Origin of the sequence: Aquibacillus sediminis (assembly GCF_005870085.1) — a bacterium.
Taxonomy (GTDB): Bacteria; Bacillota; Bacilli; order Bacillales; family Amphibacillaceae; genus Aquibacillus_E; species Aquibacillus_E sediminis.
Genome location: NZ_SZNM01000035.1, coordinates 1 through 21,789, shown reverse-complemented (window position 1 = coordinate 21,789; position 21,789 = coordinate 1). Strand labels below are relative to the sequence as shown.

Below are 21,789 nucleotides of genomic sequence, written 5' to 3'. Positions count from 1 at the left end.
GTCAACAAAGTTGCTCATCACAGACACATGTATGAATAATGCCTATTGCATCCATTTCGCTACATCAATTGTTCGCTTCGCTTGATGTTTCACAGCCGCTTCCACATCTTCCACCATGTTTCCATCTTGATCAACAGTTACACTTGTGCCATATGGGTTTCCACCAGCACCAAAAATAACCGGATCTGAATAACCTGGTGCAGCAATGATGGCACCCCAATGCATCATGGATGTATAAATACGTAATAATGTCGCCTCTTGACCTCCATGTGAATTTTGAGCTGATGTCATCGCACTTACTACTTTATTGACTGTTTTGCCATTAGCCCAAAGTCCACCTTGTTGATCAAGATAGTTTTTAAATTGGGACGGTACATTACCAAAACGAGTTGGCACACTAAAAATAAACGCATCTGCCCATTCAATGTCTGCCGAAGTCGCTTCTGGAACTTCTTTTGTTTCCTCGACATGTGCTTTCCATGCTGGATTTTCCTCAATCACAGAATCTGGTGCTAGTTCAGGTACTTTTAGAACACGTACATTGGCACCTTCTGCATTGGCTGCTTCTTCCGCCCATTTCGACAGCTGATAGTTAGTTCCACCCATACTGTAATTGATAATCGCTACATTTACAGCAGGCTCAGCTTCTTCTTGTTTTGTGGCTGCTACATCTGGCTTAGCTGATGTTGGTGATGACTTTTTCTTTCCAAATAATTTTGCTAAAATGCCCATTTCATTCCACAACCTTTTCTCATATTTTTTCAAGGGACTTCTACCCTAAGACAACAACTTATAAACGTTGATACCACTGTGATGCAACTTCTACTTCAGATGGCGTTAATTGGTGTCCACGGTTTTCCCAATGAATCTCCACATCTGCATTGGCTTGTTGTAATAATGTTTGTAGATCTGTTGACTCTTTCGGTGAACAAATTGGGTCATTGCTTCCCGCAGTGATCAAAACAGCTTTTCCTGATAAATCTGGAAGTTCAATCCCTCTTCTTGGCACCATCGGATGATGTAAAATTGCCGCTTTCAGTGCGTTTTGATAATGGAACAGTAAACTACCGGCAATGTTAGCGCCATTGGAGTAACCAATCGCAATCACATTATCTCGATCAAAACCATAGTCCGCTGCTGCTTGATCCAAAAATTCATTCAATTCTTTCGTTCGAAAAACTAAATCTTCTTCGTCAAATACTCCCTCTGCTAAGCGACGAAAGAATCGGTTCATCCCATTTTCCGATACGTTACCACGTACACTTAATACATTTGCATCTTGATCAATATGTTCCGCTAACGGTAATAAATCGTGTTCACTTCCACCTGTTCCATGGAGTAACAATAATGTTCGCGAGCTTCCATTTCCCTTGTTATAAATGTGCTTCATTGTGAACCCCTTTCGTGTACAAACATTTTTATATGAAGATCTTTTCACTGAATATCTTTAATTCATTTATTTTTAATTCAAGATAAATAATAATATACATTTATCTCGAAGTCAAACAATTATGTTGGAAAAATTTACCACCACCTACAATTAACTAGGTGCTTTGTGTATATACGAAGCTTCGTAATGGCTTAACAAGAAGATCGCAGAATCAGGATCTATGTAAAAGTCGTTGCGATCATATTTTGTTTTTTAAAAAGCCTTCACCGTTTTCGTCTATGTCTGGGGGCGAATTTTATAAAAATGTGCACGTTTCTTTAGTTTTCGTGTACATTTCCTGTGATTTTCAAGCTAGATGTGCACGTTTAACTCATTTCCGTCTATATCTAAGGCGAAATCTCATGCTAATGCGCACGTTTCTTAAGCTCTCATGTACATTTCGCGTGATTTTCAAGCTAGATGTGCACGTTTAATTCATTTCCGTCTATATCTGAGGCAATATCTCATGATAATGTGCACGTTTCTTTAGTTTTGTTTGAATGTACGTCGTTTTTTCTATCAACTACGACATAGCAATGCAACAAACCATACTAAGTTCGTACGTTTACTAAAACTGTGAGGATCCAAGGGGAATACAAGGAACCTCACCAGTTAAAAAAGATTATCCAATTTGTTTTGATTCGAGCGGGGCCTTCTGCTTTACTTTTGCTTGTGTTGTTAAGAAAACACCCGCAATTACAACGATGGAGCCAATCACCTGCATAACCGTTATAGTTTCTCCTAACCACAGATAAGCTCCTGCCATTGTCACCACTGGGAGGAAGTTTAAAAACACCGATGCTTCTGATGCATTTAATAGCTCGACAGCACGATTATAGAATAGCAATGCAATAAATGACGGAAAAATACCTAGATATAATAATCCTAGTACAAATGGAAGAGACCCCAGTGATGGCACCCCATGAATCCACCATTCAACCATTACGATTGGGAACAATACAATCACAGAAATGCCCGTCATCACAAGCAATCCCCCATAAGCCGGAAATAAATGCATATATTTTTTTACATAAATGGAATACACGGCCCATGAAACGATGGCACCAATCATGATTGCGTCCCCAACATTCCAATTAATCGATGCTAATTGAAGGAATGTACCATCTAACACGACCCAAATGGCTCCAATGAAAGATAATAGAACACCGAGCCATTGGATACCTTGTAGCTTTTCTTTTAACAACCACGCACTAAGTAGTACAGTTACGACTGGAATAACGGTTTCTAATACGGATACATTCGAAGCCGTTGTAAACTGCAAGGCCCCATAAATGAACGTATTAAAAAAAGTTACACCTGTTAATGTCATGATTAAAAATGGTTTTTTATACGCAAAAAACGCGGCCCTAGATTCCCAGGCACTTCGAAAACCTAGCGGAAATAAAACAATGAACGCCACCAGTAATCGGAAAAATGCAATCGTGTATGGTGGTAAATCATTAATCGCTTTTCCTGTTAAAATATTGCCTGCATAAAAAATAACAACCAACACCATTAACATATATGGATAGATAAAAAAGCCCCCCTTTACCTTGAAACATCCCCAAAAAATAACCTACCTATTACCGTAAACAAAATCAGCGTGAAAGTAAATGTTATAACCTCTTCACCGGTTTATTTGTTCTTAAAAATTTGGATGAGTCAGCGTGGCTACTTCTCTCTCGGTTGATTTAGGCTTAAGACCCGTGCCAAATCTACCTTGACAGCTTCTCTAGCTATTAAAAAACCGAGTACCTACATTGCTGCAAATACTCGGTTTAATGCTATCTTTCTTGTTGTGGTAAATACCCTTCTTCTGTAAACAGTTCGAATTCTTTTTTCGCTAGCATATAGTCTTTTTGCAATTGAATGACTTCGACCTCTGCTTGTTCTATGCTTTGTCGAGCTTCATCTACCTCACTTTGTCTGGACATGCCTTGTTCCAGACGTGCCATTTCTTTATTATATAAATCTGATGCGATGTTACGGTTTTCTTCCAGTAAATCTAATTGATCTTCTAAACTAGTAAACTGCTCTTCATATTGAAAAGCCATTAATTCAATCGTCTCGACTTGATTCGTTAAATCGATACGTGCATCGTTTAGCATATCTTCGTAATAATCGGTTAGTTCCTCTTCAGCTTTAGATCGACTTGCCGCATCTGGTGCTTGGGCATTTAACATTTCAATTTGAAAGTCTAGTGAACCCTTCTGAGATTCAAGTAACCCAATGTCTTGAGACAAATCACGTATTTCTTGATTTAATTTATCAAGTTCTTCAGGATTTGTTTCTTCATCTGTTTCTTTCTCTTCTAACTCCGCCATCTTAGTTCCTAACTCTTTCTCTTTTTCGTCCAATTGATCATTCAAATCACTTCTAGCCGATCTCAACTCACTTGTTGACGGACCCGAAATACGATCCAAATTCTCTATATCATCCAAAATATCATCATATGTTGCCACAATCGTCCTTGGCACACGTAATGACTCGTGACTTGAAGTCATCTCATCTGCCACTGTTTCTGCTTCATAGGTAGCTGGGGCCAAACGCTCAAACTTAGGTTGGCTAAATGCTAGACTACTTTTCAATGGTTGTTTCAGATCCTGGTTTAACATCATTTTCATCGAATTTAATTGTTCTTGTAAACTGCGGTTTTGTGCTTTCTGACTATTGATACTTTGTTCCATCTCAATCAATTGGCCTTCAGAAACTAAACCTTGTTCAAACTGAGCTTCTAGAATTTCCAATTGATTTTCTGCTAGTTCAAGCCCATCTTCACTAATTCTTGCTTGTTCATTTAAGGACCAATATTCATAAACAGAATTATAAGATTGCAACTCTCTACTTAAATCTTCCATATCCTCTTGATATTCTTCACTAATATCTTGAATATCTTCTAACTCATCCGCGAATTCTTGTTGATAGATTTGTATATCTTCATCAAGTGATGGTTCACCAACCTTTTGTCCGTCGAGGTCATTTTCTTGAATTTGTTCTACTGCCTCATCTAAAGAAAAACTACTACTCAAATAAGCAACCATTGGAAAAGCAAGCACCATTGCACCTGTTAGCGATGCTGTGATCAGTTTTTTCTTCAACTCTTCTCACCCTCTATGTAGGAGAAACCCCACCCAATAATGACTAGGATTTCCCACTATAATTTTTTATAACAATTATGCTGATGTAACCTCATCTTCTTTTGCTTTTTTTCTAGTAAATAGACCTTTAACTTTCTCAGAAATATCATCCATTAGCGTATATACTGCTGGAACAAGTACAAGTGTAAAGATTGTTGACACACCTAAACCAAAAATCACGACAACCGCTAATGGCTGTTGCATTTCAGTACCTTCTCCAATTGCTAGTGCTAATGGAAGCATACCAAGGATAGTCGTCAATGTCGTCATTAAGATTGGACGCAGACGACTCGACCCCGCTTCTATAATGGCTTCTCTTCGATCGATTCCTTTTGCTCGTAATATATTAATATAATCGACAAGTACAATGGCGTTATTAACCACGATCCCGGCAAGCATGATAATACCAATAAAGGCTGTAATACTTAACGGTAAGCCCGTAATAAACAATCCACCAAATATCCCAACTGCAGTAGCTGGCATCGAGAACATAATGACAAATGGATGTAAAAAGTTTTCAAACTGAACGGCCATTACAGCGTAAACAAGGAAAATCGAGAATATAAGTGCTAATCCTAAATCCATAAAGGATTCTGCCATATCTTGTGCTTCCCCACCCATGGAATAGGAGTAGCCATCAGGAAAGTTCAATCCATCAAGTGCTGCTTCAATATCTGTTGTAACACTACCCAAATCTCGATCAACAACATCGCTTGTGACATTGACTTGTCGTTGTTGATTTTCACGGGTCAAAGAATCTGGACCTTGTACTTGATCAAGGTCTGCAATCGAACTTAATGTAATCATACTTCCTTGTTGGGTTTGAATTTTAACATTCTCCAAGTCATTAATGGTTTGGCGATCTTCTTCAGGGAAAACAAGTTTCACATCAATTTCATCCCCTGCTTCCCGGTATCTAGTAGCAACTTGACCAGATAAAGCCATGTTCACTTGGGACATTACTTCTTGATATGTTAATCCGTATTGTGCAGCAACATCACGATCTACGTTTACTTGAACTTCTGGTCTACCATCTTCTGCGGATGACTCTGGATTATGGACCCCTTCAATATCGTTAATCAAATAAACGACTTGATTAGATAGCTCTTTTAACACATCGTAATCAGGACCATTTAATTGAATATTAACAGGTGAACCACTGCTGATCCCTGTTTCCATCGCACTTACACTTATTTCAGCACCAGGAATCTCTTGAACGGCTTGATCAATTTCTGCCATAACTTGGTCCGTTGAAACACTCCGCTCTTCAGAAGAAATCAATTGCAATGTGTAGGTTGCAGCATTCGAACTTGTCGAAAGCCCCATACCATCACTATCACCACCAACTGTTAAATAGTTGGTTTCCATAATAGATTGATAAGGTTCTAGTTTTTCATTAATTTGATCGGTAACTTCCTCTGTATCCTCTAATTTCGTTCCGTTCGGTGTTGTCACATTAATTGAAATTTGTCCTTGATCCCCTGAAGGAATGAATTCAGCTCCAATCAGTGGAATTAAAGCAAAACTACCAATCACCAAGGCAATCGTTAACGTAATAGTTGTTTTCCTAAAACGCAACGATGCTTGAAGTATTTTTTGATACCCTTTAATAATCCAATTTAAAAATTGATTAAACCAATAACGTCTTCCATCCTCACTAAAGGCTTTGGTTAATAGGTTGGAGGACAACATTGGGATTAGTGTAATTGCAACAATTAAGGATGCAACTAAAGCAAAACTAACTGTTAATGCTAATGGTGTAAAAATACTCGATGCTAGGCCTTCTACAAACACAATTGGTAAAAATACCACCAAGGTTGTCGTCGTCGAGGCAATGATCGCTGGTGCTAATTCAGACGCACCTTTTACTGCTGCTTCTTTAATACTGTATCCTTGTTGCCGGTAACTTACGATATTTTCCAATATAACAATCGAGCTATCCACCATCATACCTATTCCTAATGCTAGACCACCCATTGTTAACATGTTTAAGGTGTTACCTGTAAAGTACATTAACGCAAATGTTGAAATAATCGCGATTGGGATCGACACCCCAATAACAATTGTTGCGCGGAAACTTTTTAGGAACAGTAGTAAAATGAATACAGAAAATAATCCACCATAAAGCATGTTCATCGAAACCGAGTTAATTGACTGGTTGATGTAATCTGCTGTGTCAATGACGACTCTCTGCTCCACACCATCCGGCAGTTCGCCTTCTAACTCTGACATTGCATCTCTGACATTGCCTGATACTTCTACCGTATTACCATCAGATTCTTTTAATACAGACAACACGATTCCTGGCCGTCCATCAACTTTAGAAATACTGGATACATCTGCAAATGTATCCCGAACTGTTGTAATATCAGATAATTGTATATGAGCTCCTGTTGGTGTCGTAATATTAGTGGAACGGATATCCTCAACCGATTTATATTCGCCCTCTACCCGAATTTGTAAGTCTTTTCCACCCTTTTCAAGCATTCCTGCTGACACCGACTGGTTGGAACTATTGATCGCTTGAATTAACGTGTCGGCATCTAACCCATACGGCATTAGTTGCTCCTGGTCTATCTCCACATGAATTTCGCGTGTTTTACCGCCATCAATTGTTACTGACCCAACACCACTCTGCCGTTCATACATAGGAACTACTTGATCATCTGCAATCTGTTGAAGCTCTTCAACTGGTTTACCAACTAAAGCAGTATAGATGACCGGTGTTTGTTGTGGGTCAAAACGTAAAACACTTGGGTCGTCTGCATCCTCTGGAAGCATTGCTTTAACTTGATCAATCCGTTCTCGTACATCTAGTAAGGTATTATCTAAATCCGTCCCATTTTTAAACATCATCATCACTAACGACGAACCGTTTTCAGACTGGGTTTGAACCGTATCAATACCTTCTAATGTACTTACCGATGATTCAATTGGTTTACTAACTAATTCTTCTACTTCTTGTGGTGCCGCACCTTCATATGTTGTCGTTATAACCGCAATCGGTAAATCAATCTCTGGAAACAGATCAATCGCAAGGTTTCGAACAGATATGACACCTAATGCTATAATTGCGACAACAATCATAATAACACCGACTGGCCGTTTTACAGAGAGGTCTACTAGTTTCACTTAGCTGCCTCCTCTATGATTGTTACTTTATTTCCATCAGATAAAGTGATTTGACCACTTGTTACAACAATATCTCCTTCAACTATGTCGCCTTGGATAGCCGTCATATCAGATTGGGAATTTTGAATGGTGATTTCTTTTTTCATTGCCTGTTCTTCTTCAATCACATAAACAAATGTTTGATCTGCTTCTTCCACTACTGCTTCTGTCGGTATTAATAAAGCATCTTGTTCGACTATTGTCGGTAGGTTAAACTTCACCATCATGCCTGGTTTAATACGTTTCTCATCATTATCCATGTCTGCCTCTACCGTATACAAACCACTGTCATCAGTAACAGGTGAAATATAATTAATTGTTGCAGAACTAGTGTGATCAAGCGCCCGAATATACACGCTCATCTCTTGGCCTTTTTCAAACAAGACCAATTCCTCCGCATTGACATTCGCATGTACAGTAATTGGGTCAATCGTTACAATCGTCCCCATTGATTGGGAATTGGAAACCATCTCCCCAACTTCAGCATTAACAACCGTCACTTCACCAGATGCATTCGCTTTAATATTTGTATCCACTAATTGATCTTCCGTCTGTGATAATTCTTCCTTAGCCTGTTCAACTTGTAGACGGGCACTTTCTACTTCCAGTTTAACCGATTCTAACTGTTGTTTTGCATCCTCAAGTCCTATCTCTGCTTGTCGGACACTTGATTCATTGCTAAGATCTCCGGTTTCTGCTTGATCTGATGTACTTTCATACGTATTTTTTGCTTGCTCATAGGAATTTCTTGCTTGTTGTTCCCCTATTTGTGCTTCTTCCAAATCACTTAAGGAAATGGCACCTTGTTCATAAAGTGTTTCCATTCGTTCCAATGTTTTCTCAGCTTGTTCTAACTGAATCTTTGCATTTTCCACGCTAATATCGGCATTATCGACATCACTGTCCATATCACCACTTGCTTTCGCTTGTTTAAGTTGCTCCTCAGCTACTTCTACCCCTTGTTCCGCCATCACCTCTTGTACTTGCGCAGATTCTAACTGTTTTTGTGCAGAAGCAACGGAAATCTCTAACATTGTCAAATTATCTTGAATCGCTTCAGGATCGATACGGCCAATTGTTTGTCCTTTTTCAACAAGATCTCCTTTTTCAATCTCCAGTTCAATTAATTCCCCAGAAGATTTTGGAATAATCTCGCTACTATTACTCGTATTGGCTGTTCCATTAATTTCATTATTTCTCTGCAAATCCCCTGTTGTAACCTCTGCAACTTCAACAGGGGTAACCCGTTCTTCCTGTTGTCCTGTATCCTCTGATGCTGTTGTTTGTGAACACGCAGACATCAAAACAATCAATACACTTAAACCTAACAAGTGTAAAAAAGCCTTTTTCATGTTATCTTCCCCTTTTCTCTTTATGTAACTAGCAGATGTCTATTCAATTGTCTTTCTAGTTCTTCACATTGTCCTTGCAACTCCGGAATATCCTTAAAATAAGAAAGCATCCCTTTAAAAACTACTGGTTGTGGTGTTTCTTTTTCCATTTCCTCTAACAATAGACGAATCGCTACATGTATTTCCTCTCGCTGCTTATCAGAAATGTGTAATCCTTCAATCTGCTGTTTCATGTTTTGCAGCGTACTTGTAACATGATCGCTTTCTTCACGATTAGACTCTGGAAAATGTTTCAGTAATTCTTGGTAAGTGATCTGTGGCTCATTCTCCTCTGCAAGTAATCCTCTTATACAGTTATCAATTCGACGAATAATAAACTGTGCTAGCTGTTCCGTATTAATTTGTGGGTGATCATAAATAAACCATTTAAAATACCCACCTATAATCCCCTCGTACAGACTAGTTGCATCAACGATAAATGGTCTTAATTGTTCTCCATATATGCGAACCAAAAAGTCACTGTTCCAAAGAAAGTTTTGCTGCTTAATATATCGAATAAATTCGTCAATTTCCTCTCCAAATGCAATACTATGGCGCATTTGCATTACAATAAAATCTTTATTATCAAGAATCGAATTAAAAATAGTTTCAATCTGTTTCGTTAATGATTCCATCGGATCTGGTATTTCATTACTTATTTGTTCCATACGTTCCATATGTGATTGATAATAATATTTATAAATGTTAAGAATTAGATCTTCTTTTGATTGGAAATGTAAGTAAAAAGCGCCTTTGGAGACACCACTTTTGTTAGCAATTTCCTGAATCGTGGTACCGTGAAAACCTCGTTCAGAAAAAAGTTTCATCGCATTTTCTAATAGTTGCTTCTGTTTATAATTCAACCTTTCCACCTCATTTCTAAAAAAGGGTACATCTAAGTATAATTAATGGTCACCACTATTTATGACCAATCAGTCAGAAAATGTTGACCATTCAGTCACAAACTAATATTACTAGATTTGACATGCATTGGCAATATTTGCATCTACCTTCAAAATAAATGCAAATACTGTACCAACGCTGCTATTATTTTGGTTATACCCTTCTTTTATTTGTAATGGTATAATTATTAAGTAGGGTGATAGATTCCATTTAAGAGAATAAAAGGAAAGTTCCATTGGGGAGTTCTTCATCCCCACTAATTATTACTTGAACGATTTGAATCTATTACAGGTAGTGTGGATCTCAGACCTCCACTTATTTTTCGGTAACCTTACACCTTAAAGTGGGGTCTGTCTGTTAAGGCGGGATGAGATTAGCAATATCACAATTTAAAAGATGCGGGGGAAACAAATGAAGGACAAACATGCTTGGATATACATATGGATGCTGATCGTACCATTGATGCTAATCAATACTACTTCCAATTTAATGGCTAAGGAAACAACAGAAAATCAACAAATTTTAGTTCACTATAAGGAAGATGCAACAAACGAACGATGGACAGAGCTCGGGTTAGAACAAGTAAAGACTAGTTCATCTTTAATGGATCAAAATATAGCAGTGCTTCAAGTTCCTAACCACCTTGATTATGGTGATACATTATTGAAACTGCAGAAAGATCCAACCATTATTAGCGCGGAGCCTAATGGCACAAGGACGATTGCTAACCTATCGGCTGAACCGATGTACGAACAACAATGGTACTTGAATACGATAGATGTGGATGATTCGTTAGACATATCGAACGATAATAGCGACGACATAACAGTTGCTATTATTGATACTGGTGTTAATGCCGAGCACTCAGAACTTGAAGGAAAAGTACTACCTGGTTATGATTTTGTAAATGACGATCATGAACCAGATGATGACAATGGCCACGGCACATTTGTCGCTGGTATCATTGCTGCAAACCTTGACAACACTGGAATGGCTGGAATGTCACAGCAGGTAAAGATTCTGCCTATTAAAGTTGGTGATGATAACGGCTCCATGGTATATAGTGACATCATTGAAGGGATTCATTATGCTGTTGAACAAGGCGCAGACATTATTAATATGAGTTACACAGGAAATAATCCGAATTCACTAGAGCAGAAAGCACTAAAACAAGCTTCCGAGCAAGGAATCACGTTAATCGCTGCAACCGGAAACCAAGGAAAAGCTCAAAATACTTATCCTGCTTATTACCCTAATGTAATCAGTGTTGGTGCTGCTGATAAAAATAGTTTAAATAAGTATGATCCTACATTTCTTCGAGCACACTTTTCCAATTATGGACCAATGATCGATGTTAGTGCACCTGGAACGAGCATCATAAGCTTAGACCATACTGGGGGTGTAAAAGAAGATGAAGGAACATCGTTTGCAACACCACAAGTTAGTGGCCTTGCAGCAATGCTAAAATTACAACACCCTGATTGGACTCCAACAATGATTGAATGGGCAATCGAAAAAGGAGCTGCAAACTCTGATTTATCGTTAGGCACATGGGAAGAACACTTAGGTTACGGGATAATAAATGTTGCCGAATCTTTGAAACTATCAGAACCTGATTTATCCGATGACCAGGCAAATCAACGGGATCAAGCTCAACCAATTGAAATCAATCAATTTGTAAAGGAAAAGATGCAACTACCTCAAGATAATGATTGGTATGAATTTTCATTACCTGAAGATGCTGCCGTCGATATCTCAATTGATGCACTAGAAACGAACTTAAACCTAGTTGCAACCTTATACAAACAAGATGAACCTCAAGCGATTGAAGAATGGGACAGTTCACAACAAATCATCTCACCAGATTTAGAACAAGGTGTTTATCAGCTTAGGATTACGGAAGAGACAGATCTCTGGTCAGAATCAGACTATCAACTTCATATAAAATCAGACGCCGCACCAACAAAAGAAAATGCTCTTGAACATGTTTCAGCAGTGTTTGATACGAGTGAACAATTAACGGGTGAAGCGACGGCCAATACAAAAATTTTAGTCACAATGGATGACCAGCAAATTGGCACAACGGTGTCAGATCAAGATGGTTACTTTACCATTGATCTGACTGACGTTCGTGCAGACAATACATTAACAGTTTATGCTGTTGATGAAGCAGATACTATACAAGATCAAACAAATATAAATGTGAGTCCTTTCTATGAAGACGTCACAACCTACCAAGAAGAAATACAGTATTTAAGTGAAAAAGGCATTATTCATGGCTATCCTAATGGGGTCTTCAAGCCAACAGACGAAGTGACAAGAAAGCATGCAGCACTTATGATCGTACGTGCGTTAGATATCGAAACAGACGCACAAGTCGAACAAACATTTACAGATGTTCCCCCATCAATGGAAGGGTATGAAGAAATTTCAGCAGTAACTGCGTTAGGCTATTTCGATGAAATCTATCAAGGTGAACGGTTTGAACCACACAAACCTTTAACACGTGGTGAAATGGCATTTATTCTAGCAAAAGCTTTTGAATTAGAAGGTCAATCAGATGAAAAAACTCTTTCTGATATCGAAGGTTATTGGGCTGAAGATAGCATTCACGCACTAAACAATGCTGAAGTCACAAAAGGTTACCATGATGGTACATATAGACCAGATACAACCTTATCACGGTTGCACTTTTCTATATTTATGTATCGTGCGATGAATTAATATGGAAATGATCTAGGCTGGTCTGAAGGTTCACTTTTTCGAGGAAAAAACTGAATATATAAAGAAATAGCATACCAACGTACATGGTATGCTATTTCTTATGTGATTTTTGAGTACGATTCGGAGAAAGGGACCTTCCCTCAGCTAATCGTATCCCATTTTTGCGCGAATCACTTTTATTGGCTGATTCAGATCTAAATCTTGCCCCAATCTGCCGTGACATCTCTAGTCACAGTTGATTCAGATCGATTTTTTACCCAATCGACCAAGATAATGCTAAAAAGCACGAAGGAAACGTGTTCCCTAGTGCTTCAGCCTGTCACTCTATTCTTCCTCTGTATTCAAGTCAACAACAAGTGCAACAACAATTGTTGTCACGATAATTAGTGATAGTGTTACCCAGAAGCTCATCGTATCAACTCCCTTTCCCTATGATCCGTCTCGGAACATTCATGAATAACTATTCATCCCCACCAAGATTGATTTACCATGTTTGGAATCCTGTCGATCCTGGTGGTGCGTGTTGAATCATATCCATAATCGGTATCGTATAAGCAATCGCAATCAGCGCAAAACAAATACCAATCCATATCCACCAATTTTCCAAAAAGCGTGGGGTAGCACCTGGATCACTCTCGGCGATTGGAAATTCTACGAGTTCTGCTTCTGTCGTCGCTTTCGGTGACGCAACACATGTGATCACTACAATATAAATTAATAGCATCGCAGATAAAAATAAGATGGAACCGCCGATTGCCATCGTGACATGATTGGATAAGATACCATCAAACCACTCTAGGGCAACATTATTTCCGTTATACCCTGTGTAAGACGTTCTTCTTGGTGCACCAAGTAAACCTAAAATATGTTGTGAGGTGGACATGAGTAGCATCCCAATTGCCCACGTAATAATTTGAATAAACGCTAATTTTTTAATCGACTTCGTTAATTTTCTACCGGTTAAATGCGGAATTAACCAAAATGTAATCCCCATAAACGTCATCGCTACTGGGGTCCCTACTGTAATATGGAAGTGACCTACGACCCACATCGTATTATGAATGACTTCATTCATTTGGAAACTAGCATTGATAATTCCGCCAGCTCCACCAGGGATGAAAAATGCCATCGCAATAAAAATGGATGTGAAACGAACATCTCTCCAAGGTAGTTTTGTAAACCAACCAAATAGTCCTCTTCCTCCTTTTTTCCTACCTGTAATTTCAAAGGTAGCGAACAAGGAAAATGCTGTCATCAGAGATGGAATGATCACCATAAATGTTAAGACCACTTGCAAGAACTTCCAAAAGCTTTCAATCCCTGGTTCTGTAAGTTGGTGGTGAAAGCCTACTGGAATCGAGAATAAGATAAATAACACAAACGATAGCCTTGCGAGTGCATCACTAAATACTTTTCCACCAATGATTTTTGGAACGACCACATACCATGCCATATATGCTGGCAATAACCAAAAGTAGACAAGTGGATGCCCAAAATACCAGAATAGTGAACGACTAAGTTCAACATTAATCGTTTCCACCCAGCCAAACGCCCATGGAATGAATTGAAACAATGCTGCTACCACGATGCCAAGACACGCAATCACCCATAAGATGATCGTTGCAACGGTCATGAAGGCAAACAATGGGCTCAGTTGTTTTTTGTGTGCTTTTTTCCATACGATATAATGGCCAATTAATGAAAAGCCAAGTACCCATGAACCAACGATTACTAAAGCTAATCCTACATAAAACCAACCACTTGCTTGTAACGGTGCATAAAATGTGTATAAAACCGATGCCTGACCGGAGATAATCGTCACCGTTGTCATCGTCGTCCCAATTACCATTAAATAAAAACCAATCCAACTAAAGCCTCTAGTTTTTGGACCAAATGTTCCTAACGTCTTGCTCATACCCGAAATTAAAAAACCAAAGATAAAAAAAGTAGTAAATACAAGTGCTAACAATACCCCATGAGCTGTTAGGATTTGGTAATAATCGAGCCAGTTTGGTAATTCAATCGCATCATTACGAATGAAAACTTGTAATAACCCACAAAACGTACCAATTAAAAAGGCAAAGTAACCAACTAAAATATGACTAAGCGCTAATTTTCTGTCTTGTTTGTCTATGATTGAGTTCATTATTCCACCACCTTAATGGTTGTGCTCATCACATGATGACCAGCACCACAATACTCATTACACAACACCAAATATTCACCAGGCTCATCAAACGTATAGCGTTTTTCATTGATTTGCCCAGGGATAACCATCATATTTACTTTTGTATCAACGATGGTGAAACTATGGGTCACATCTGTACTTGTTACCTTAAAAACAATCTCTTTACCTGCAGGGACTTCAATTTGACTTGGCTCGTAACCGAAAGCCATAGCTATCATGACAACTTCATACGTATCTTCATCAATTTGTCGTACACCAGGGTCATCAAAAGGTGGAGTCTCTTCCACTTTCTCTGGATCGATCGTGTCCATTCCCCCTGATGGATGTTGATCCATCGCAAACGCACTGACCCCGACAATGCTTAAAAATACAATTAATGATACCATTCCAAAAATCAACCAAATTTTTTCAAACCTGTGAAAATGCATTCCCATCACCTTCTCTCTTTAATGTCATTACCTCGATAAATAAAGACCGTAAGCGCCAAACCACATAATTAAAATAATAAAACCAACCAAGAAAACGCTTACCAATGTCCCTTTCAAATTTTCTTCATTTTTCTTTTTCCCCATAATTTCCACCCCTTGAAATGAAACTGTTTGGGTACATCGTAGTGGTAAATTTTGTTACTGACTGTGAAAAATATCACACCGGCGCCTTTGGACATGTGTTACCAGCCTAGCAATTAGCAACGTTGAGCCGCATTATAAACGTCTTGGCATGAAAATTTGTCTAAAACATGACATTTTGTACTTTTTTGTTTGTAATGTAAATAGTCTGAATTTTTTTGTGAAGAGGTCGTTTTTACGTGTAAACTAATGATTGTTGTTTTGTGAAGAAGTTATGGTCGGGTCGGCAAAAAAATAAAAACAACCAGGCACATGATCAATTGGTTGTTTGGGTTGATATTACCGTTTTGCTCGATGGATCGAATGTGGTGGAAGCGGAACCTCGAACCGTTTAATCCATTAATGCGGGCCCTCATTCCGTTATTTCGCTAATCCAACACTTTGAGAGTCGAAACAGATCCGTATTCATTTGTCCTTCACCACTATTAGTCGAATGGCTATGTTTATTGACATTTTCGATAGCCTCGTCCAACTGTTAAAATGCTACTCCCACCCTAATTCGAGTTCAAGATCCTGTGATGCGGACATTGAGTACACTATTTTTAAAATTTTGCCCTATTTTTGCAATGGATCGGACATTTTGGACATGTCCGCATACAGTCCCAAAAACCTCTTTTTCCAGCAAATAGCGAATTATATGTCCGCTCCCACCTTCAAAAGAACAAAACGGAATGAGGAACCGCTTCGTCTCTACAAGCGATTCCTCATTCCGTTTTGATTAAATAGATTCCTTTTGTTCAACTCTAATTAACAGACTACCAGCAATATAAGCAATCAGTGACATCAGCACTGGAAAAGTTACGGAGTGCATACCCAATGGTTCTGGATAAAAACTATCAATTAAGATATAGCTAAGTACCCCAACAACCATCGATGCGATTGCCCCGTATTTATTCCCTCTACTCCAATAGAGTCCCAACACGACAGGCCAAATGAAGGCTGCTTCCAATCCTCCAAAAGCAAACAAGTTTAACCATACAAGCAAATCAGGTGGATCAAGTGCCATCACAAACACTAAAATACCTAACACACCCGTCACACCAAAGCTTAATTTTTTCACTTGGGTTTGGGTTGCTTCCGGCTTGATGTAGTTGACATAGACGTCTTTCACTACAGCAGAACTAACGAGTAATAGTAACGAATCGACTGTCGACATGATTGCAGCCATTGGCGCAGCTAGGACGATACCTGCAATCCATGGCGGGAGTACTTCCATCGCGATCATTGGCATCACCTTATCGCCTACTTCAATTCCTGGAAGGATCGGACGCGCGAAGACGCCAATTAAATGCATGTTTAACATAATGAACCCTACAACAATCGTGCCAATAATGATCGCTCGGTGCATTGCTTGTGCATTTTTATAAGACATTGCACGAATGGTGACCTGTGGCAGGCCAACCACTCCGACACCAACTAAAATCCAAAACGATGATACGTAAGCAGGTGTAAGACTTCCATCCGATCCAAATGGGGTGACTAGATTGGGATTTTCAGTCGTTAAGTCTGTCATGATGTTCGAAATTCCACCACCAGCAACAATCGTTGCAATTAATAGAATTAACGTACCAAAAAACATCACAATCCCCTGAACCGTATCGGTTAACGCTACCGCTCTAAATCCACCAATTATCACATAGATTAGGACGGAAACTGCAAAAATAAATAAGGCTGAAGTATATTGCAAACCAGTCAATGACTCAATTAACCGGGCACCACCTATCCACTGGGCGGCCATCGCAGAAAATAAAAAGATGATGATACTGACAGCAGCAGTGATCACAACGATTTTACTATCATAACGATGTTTCAAATAGTCAACCAAGGTGATCGCTTGATACTTTCTTGTCACAATCGCGAATTTTTTCCCTAAGATCATTAACACAAAGTATCCTGTAACAACTTGGGTCATTGAAAGTAATACCCAGCCTAACCCTTCTGTATAGGCAACACCTGGTCCCCCTATAAAACTACTAGCACTTCCATATGTAGCGATCATCGTCATAGCTAGAATTAAGCCACCTAATTCTCGTCCACCTAAAAAATATTCTTGCAAGAAAGAACTAGATGCGCGGACATGCCCACTAGCCCAAAATCCAATCGCAAAGATAATCAATAAAAAGAGGAATAGTGGAATAATTACTTCCCAGTTCATCGATCCACCTCCTCATCTTCAAATGGAACATCAACAAAACCTTTTTTCACAATAAGGCTAACGGCAATTACCATAATCACTAAACCTAATACACAACTATAGAAGAACCATGCAGGCAATCCCAAAATATATTGATAGTTTTCCGGCGATTTACTTCCCAACCCATAGGCAAAAGCAAACCACCAAACAAAATTAAAAACCGCTAGTCCAACACCAATTAATGCTTCCCGATTCGCTATTTTAAACCGCGGATCCTTTTTCTTACTCATAATTACCCCTCTGTAAATAGATTTTTATTACATACGTTATTTAAAACATTATTATACTGGATTTTTTTCTATTGTACTAGTATCCAATCCAAGGCTAATGAACGTACATGCTATGTAATGACATGTTTTAGCAATCAGGCGAAGAGGAATAGAATGATTGAAAGTTCGTTGCGTTGTTTATCTAGGAAAATTCTTCAACAAATTTTGCTTGCTGCATTCCCCACAACGAAGGCATTAATAAACCCTATTCATGCATCCATTTGAGATTTCACAATACTCCGAGGGCACGAATAGGGCTGATGTTTCTTTATTCTATTTTCTTTTAACATAGTGACGTTCTAATGTTGATTAAAATTGAGCAAAAATTCTCGAGAACTTTGATTCAATTTCATCGTATTCATCTTCTGCGATTGGCTCTACCCTTACGAGCGAACCATTTTCCACAATCCCTTCGACCATGGTGTAACGATCTTCTTCTTGATCCTCACGCTCCATTGCCAAAAACTGCCGATCTTCATGAACTAAGTTACAAACAACCGCATATTCACCGTACTTTTCAGGATTGTTGGGATCCTCAATCACAATGTTTGTCGGCTTGCTGAAAAGCGGTTTGTCTAATCCATTTCTTCTACGTCTGTAATCGTTGAGGCTAATGACTTTGTCCTTGCTTGACATCATCTAAACACTCCCCGCTTTCTGGATTAGTTTTCGTGTAACATACGTTCTACTAACAGAAGCTATGCGCTGGAAGGAAAAATTATTACGCTTCCAAATCATACAATTGTATCTCATACTATACCATCACGGATAAGAAACTTCAACAGCTAGCAACAAAGCAAATGCAAACGGTGACAATGCCCAACACAAAAGATTTATAGGCCGCTACACAGTCTAACCCCCTCCTACTGTCATAAGCTATAGAAATAAAGGAGGAGGGAAAAATGAAGCGACAATTACCTGGATTTTACGGATACGGAAACCCATACGGATATGGAGGAAGTGGATTCTACCCATGGCATCATCACGGGCATCACCATGGAAGCTTTTATCCTTGGCACCATCACCATCATGGGCATCATCATGGACATCATCACCATCACCCTTGGCATCACCACCATCACGGACATCATGGCGGCTACTACGGTCGTTCGAATAACTAAACAATTCTATCACACTATCATCAAGGTCCCAGGAGATACAAACACTGGGACCTAAAAGTTGCTAAACTCTTATCCTTTTCTTTACTATGAATTCATAAAGTGAAACTTCAATCAGTGGGGGTTTTGCCTCCCCCCCCCCACTGATTGTTAGTTGAACGAATCGGGGTGAAAGCGAAAGTTTACTCCCACTTAAACATCTTCCGTTTTCCTTCATGTTTCGAAGTGGGAGTCTTACGGACGGTTGCACCGGGATAAACCAAATCATGCAAACAGTAGAAAGGAAGAAAACCCATGACAAAACCAGGTATCGTAGCAAAAGATCTATTAAAATTTTCATTTATCTCTGATCCGCAACTATCACCGGATGGGACAAAGGTGGTATTCGTCAAGCGTATTATTAATGATAAGAAAAACTATCAATCAAGTTTATATGTAAAAGATGTTACAACAGGTGTGGAGACGCGTTTCACTCAAGCTGATGCAAATGATACCAATCCTCGCTGGTCACCAGACGGAAACACGATTTTATTTGTTTCCAATCGCTCAGGTAAACAACAAATTTGGTCAATTTCATTAACTGGTGGAGAAGCACAGCAACTGACACATTTTAGCAATGGGGCAACAAACCCTGTCTATTCCCCTGACGGCAAACAACTGTTAGTGACAGTTTCGCTTGAGGAAGAAGAGCCATTAAATGGCGAAGAGGCTAGTAATAATAACAAAGAATCAAAAGATGCAGAACTTAAACCGTATGTGACAACCCGGTTAAAATATAAAGCTGAAGGAGAAGGGTTGTTAAAGAATAACTACCAACAATTGGTGGTCATCGATCTTGAGACTGGTGCAGCTACGCAACTTACCGATGGCCTGTTTGATCATCATGATGGCGCCTTTTCACCTGATGGGAAACGAATTGCCTTTGCATCCAATCAAACAGACGACCCAGATCGTACGTTTAGGATAGACATTTTTGAAATCGACCTAGCTAGTAAACAAATAACAAAACTAACTAATGGCGAAGGAATGTTTGATTCACCAAACTACTCCCCTGATGGTTCACAAATCTCATTATTAGGACACGACCTAGCTTATACGAACGCTACCTTAACACGCGTATGGGTATTAGATCTTGCAACTAAACAACTTAGATGTTTGACAGAAGATTGGGATGTCCATGCAGAAGATGTAGCCATTAACGACATGGCAACAGGCGTGGGAAATGCTGGAGCCGTTTGGGCAAATGATGCAAGCAAACTATTTTTCCTAGCGAGTGACCACGGAAATACACATCTCTACCAAGTCAATTTAGTAGATGAAAAAGTTTCTACTGTCCTTAGTGGCAATCGCCAAATCTATGCATTTAGTTTCGATATGAACCAACAAAAACTAGCGATCGCCATCAGTGATAACCAAACTCCTGGTGATCTTTATCTTGTCAACCTTGATGATAAAAAGGAACAACGGTTAACAACGTCGAATCAAGCTTGGCTTGGTGAAAGGTATATTGCAGAAACAGAAGCAATCGAATTTCTAGCTCGAGATGGTATCCCATTACATGGATGGATCATGAAACCTATTGGATTTGAGGAGGGAAAAAAATATCCATTAATCGTGGAAATTCATGGTGGACCACATATGATGTACAGCAATGCGTTCATGCATGAATTCCAAGTACTTGCTGCCAAGGGCTACGGTGTGTTATACATCAACCCGCGCGGTAGTCATGGGTATGGACAAGCTTTTGTCGATGCTGTACGTGGTGATTACGGTGGCGGCGACTACCAAGACATTATCGATGCGACCAATTATACAGTCGAAACATATGATTGGATTGACAAAGAGCGTCTTGGCGTTACTGGTGGTAGTTATGGTGGCTTTATGACAAACTGGATCGTTGGCCATACCAATCTGTTTAAAGCAGCGGTGACGCAACGTTCAATTAGTAACTGGCTTAGCTTTTATGGGGTAAGTGATATTGGTTACTTCTTCACGGAGTGGGAATTGAAAACATCGATGCTCGAAAACCCAGATAAAATGTGGAACCAATCCCCTCTTCGCTATGTAAATAATGTAGAGACACCAACACTAGTTATCCATAGTGAAAAAGATTACCGCTGTCCAATTGAACAAGGCGAACAATTTTATGTAGCGCTAAAACACCGCGGTATCCCAACGAAATTTGTTCGTTATCCCGAATCTAATCACGGATTATCTCGAAATGGAAAGCCGGCATTAAGAATTAGCCGCTTGAATGAGATCGTGGAGTGGTTTGATACTTATCTGTAAACCTTAACGTTTCTAACGCGGTTCCTTTGGTAGCCGCTTAGGAGCATTCTTTTTCACATCCCGTCTTCAGCCTCTGCGTACACTTGTTTTTTTCCTATTATTGGTCCCCTACCCAAACCACACTTCAGTGTACATTCGCAATTTCCTTCGATTATAATAGAAGTAGAATTAAAGGAAAAATTGACCTCAATCTTTAAATGATGTTATTGCGCAAAAGCTGTATACTGTGCAATAACTATTGTAATTCTGCTTTCTTCTATTCTGATTAAAATAAGTGTTATACCATCGCTACGGCAGAATACTACGCTTTCCATGGGCACGGCCTCAGCTAACTTGGTAAAGGAAAC

At 39.2% G+C, this 21,789-nt stretch carries 17 protein-coding genes; 4 read left to right on the top strand and 13 right to left on the bottom strand.

The genetic code is table 11. The features are described 5' to 3' along the window. Positions 1 to 42: 42 nt before the first annotated feature. The 7 genes from wrbA to FCI53_RS19540 form a co-directional block, all read right to left on the bottom strand. Positions 43 to 732 carry an NAD(P)H:quinone oxidoreductase type IV gene (wrbA, locus tag FCI53_RS19570; protein WP_138420702.1) on the bottom strand — a complete coding sequence of 230 codons (690 nt, stop codon included), beginning with the start codon at positions 730 to 732 and terminating at the stop codon, positions 43 to 45. Between the two features lie 58 nt (positions 733 to 790). Beyond that, positions 791 to 1,390, bottom strand: a complete 600-nt coding sequence (locus FCI53_RS19565) for an alpha/beta hydrolase (protein WP_138420689.1) — start codon at positions 1,388 to 1,390, stop codon at positions 791 to 793. Between the two features lie 661 nt (positions 1,391 to 2,051). Beyond that, positions 2,052 to 2,951 carry a DMT family transporter gene (locus tag FCI53_RS19560; protein ID WP_138420688.1) on the bottom strand — a complete coding sequence of 300 codons (900 nt, stop codon included), beginning with the start codon at positions 2,949 to 2,951 and terminating at the stop codon, positions 2,052 to 2,054. Positions 2,952 to 3,213: 262 nt separating this feature from the next. Next, entirely contained in the window at positions 3,214 to 4,527 is a 1,314-nt protein-coding gene (locus FCI53_RS19555) for a coiled-coil domain-containing protein (RefSeq protein ID WP_138420687.1), read from the bottom strand. Positions 4,528 to 4,602: 75 nt separating this feature from the next. Next, a complete protein-coding gene (locus FCI53_RS19550) occupies positions 4,603 to 7,698 on the bottom strand; it encodes an efflux RND transporter permease subunit (RefSeq protein ID WP_138420686.1) in 3,096 nt (1,031 codons plus the stop codon). Beyond that, complete coding sequence (locus FCI53_RS19545; protein ID WP_138420685.1) at positions 7,695 to 9,089, bottom strand: efflux RND transporter periplasmic adaptor subunit; 1,395 nt, start codon at positions 9,087 to 9,089, stop codon at positions 7,695 to 7,697. Before FCI53_RS19545 ends, FCI53_RS19550 begins: the two co-directional genes overlap by 4 nt. Before the next feature lie 20 nt (positions 9,090 to 9,109). Continuing rightward, positions 9,110 to 9,991, bottom strand: coding sequence for a TetR/AcrR family transcriptional regulator (locus FCI53_RS19540; RefSeq protein ID WP_138420684.1), 882 nt, complete (start codon positions 9,989 to 9,991; stop codon positions 9,110 to 9,112). A gap of 451 nt (positions 9,992 to 10,442) precedes the next feature. Between FCI53_RS19540 and FCI53_RS19535 the strand changes: the two genes are divergently transcribed. Further along, entirely contained in the window at positions 10,443 to 12,755 is a 2,313-nt protein-coding gene (locus FCI53_RS19535; protein WP_171038250.1) for a S8 family serine peptidase, read from the top strand. 484 nt (positions 12,756 to 13,239) lie between these two features. Here the strand turns inward: FCI53_RS19535 and FCI53_RS19530 are convergent, their stop codons facing one another. From FCI53_RS19530 to FCI53_RS19520, 3 genes are read right to left on the bottom strand one after another with little or no spacing between them, the layout of a single operon-like run. Further along, on the bottom strand, positions 13,240 to 14,901 hold the full coding sequence (locus FCI53_RS19530; protein ID WP_246050161.1) for a b(o/a)3-type cytochrome-c oxidase subunit 1: 1,662 nt from the start codon (positions 14,899 to 14,901) through the stop codon (positions 13,240 to 13,242). Then, positions 14,901 to 15,371 (bottom strand): cytochrome c oxidase subunit II, encoded by a 471-nt coding sequence (locus FCI53_RS19525; protein ID WP_138420682.1) that lies wholly within the window; start codon positions 15,369 to 15,371, stop codon positions 14,901 to 14,903. The genes FCI53_RS19530 and FCI53_RS19525 overlap by 1 nt, the downstream gene beginning before the upstream one ends. A 27-nt stretch (positions 15,372 to 15,398) precedes the next feature. Next, positions 15,399 to 15,515, bottom strand: a complete 117-nt coding sequence (locus FCI53_RS19520; protein ID WP_138420681.1) for a cytochrome c oxidase subunit 2A — start codon at positions 15,513 to 15,515, stop codon at positions 15,399 to 15,401. 260 nt (positions 15,516 to 15,775) lie between these two features. On the opposite strand from FCI53_RS19520, the gene FCI53_RS22105 reads away from it, so the two are divergent. Then, positions 15,776 to 15,907 carry a hypothetical protein gene (locus FCI53_RS22105; protein ID WP_281279570.1) on the top strand — a complete coding sequence of 44 codons (132 nt, stop codon included), beginning with the start codon at positions 15,776 to 15,778 and terminating at the stop codon, positions 15,905 to 15,907. A 383-nt stretch (positions 15,908 to 16,290) separates the two neighbouring features. On the opposite strand, the gene panF is transcribed toward FCI53_RS22105, so the two are convergent. From panF to FCI53_RS19505, 3 genes are all read right to left on the bottom strand, one after another. After that, positions 16,291 to 17,727 (bottom strand): sodium/pantothenate symporter, encoded by a 1,437-nt coding sequence (gene panF / locus FCI53_RS19515; protein ID WP_138420680.1) that lies wholly within the window; start codon positions 17,725 to 17,727, stop codon positions 16,291 to 16,293. Next, entirely contained in the window at positions 17,724 to 17,996 is a 273-nt protein-coding gene (locus FCI53_RS19510; protein ID WP_138420679.1) for a YhdT family protein, read from the bottom strand. The genes panF and FCI53_RS19510 overlap by 4 nt, the downstream gene beginning before the upstream one ends. Positions 17,997 to 18,344: 348 nt before the next feature. After that, positions 18,345 to 18,674, bottom strand: a complete 330-nt coding sequence (locus FCI53_RS19505; protein WP_138420678.1) for a hypothetical protein — start codon at positions 18,672 to 18,674, stop codon at positions 18,345 to 18,347. Positions 18,675 to 18,937: 263 nt separating this feature from the next. Here FCI53_RS19505 and FCI53_RS19500 point away from each other — a divergent pair, with 263 nt between their 5' ends. Beyond that, on the top strand, positions 18,938 to 19,156 hold the full coding sequence (locus FCI53_RS19500) for a hypothetical protein (protein ID WP_138420677.1): 219 nt from the start codon (positions 18,938 to 18,940) through the stop codon (positions 19,154 to 19,156). Between the two features lie 291 nt (positions 19,157 to 19,447). Beyond that, complete coding sequence (locus tag FCI53_RS19495; RefSeq protein WP_138420676.1) at positions 19,448 to 21,442, top strand: S9 family peptidase; 1,995 nt, start codon at positions 19,448 to 19,450, stop codon at positions 21,440 to 21,442. Positions 21,443 to 21,789 lie beyond the last annotated feature (347 nt).

Excerpts from the sequence above, each read along its gene's own strand:
- FCI53_RS19535 (WP_171038250.1), top strand. The coding sequence starts at position 10,443 with ATGAAGGACAAACATGCTTGGATATACATATGGATGCTGATCGTACCA.
- FCI53_RS19545 (WP_138420685.1), bottom strand. The coding sequence starts at position 9,089 with ATGAAAAAGGCTTTTTTACACTTGTTAGGTTTAAGTGTATTGATTGTT.
- FCI53_RS19525 (WP_138420682.1), bottom strand. The coding sequence starts at position 15,371 with ATGCATTTTCACAGGTTTGAAAAAATTTGGTTGATTTTTGGAATGGTA.
- wrbA (WP_138420702.1), bottom strand. The coding sequence starts at position 732 with ATGGGCATTTTAGCAAAATTATTTGGAAAGAAAAAGTCATCACCAACA.
- FCI53_RS19560 (WP_138420688.1), bottom strand. The coding sequence starts at position 2,951 with ATGTTAATGGTGTTGGTTGTTATTTTTTATGCAGGCAATATTTTAACA.
- FCI53_RS19565 (WP_138420689.1), bottom strand. The coding sequence starts at position 1,390 with ATGAAGCACATTTATAACAAGGGAAATGGAAGCTCGCGAACATTATTG.
- panF (WP_138420680.1), bottom strand. The coding sequence starts at position 17,727 with ATGAACTGGGAAGTAATTATTCCACTATTCCTCTTTTTATTGATTATC.
- FCI53_RS19510 (WP_138420679.1), bottom strand. The coding sequence starts at position 17,996 with ATGAGTAAGAAAAAGGATCCGCGGTTTAAAATAGCGAATCGGGAAGCA.
- FCI53_RS19520 (WP_138420681.1), bottom strand. The coding sequence starts at position 15,515 with ATGGGGAAAAAGAAAAATGAAGAAAATTTGAAAGGGACATTGGTAAGC.
- FCI53_RS19530 (WP_246050161.1), bottom strand. The coding sequence starts at position 14,901 with ATGAACTCAATCATAGACAAACAAGACAGAAAATTAGCGCTTAGTCAT.
- FCI53_RS19495 (WP_138420676.1), top strand. The coding sequence starts at position 19,448 with ATGACAAAACCAGGTATCGTAGCAAAAGATCTATTAAAATTTTCATTT.
- FCI53_RS19500 (WP_138420677.1), top strand. The coding sequence starts at position 18,938 with ATGAAGCGACAATTACCTGGATTTTACGGATACGGAAACCCATACGGA.
- FCI53_RS19505 (WP_138420678.1), bottom strand. The coding sequence starts at position 18,674 with ATGATGTCAAGCAAGGACAAAGTCATTAGCCTCAACGATTACAGACGT.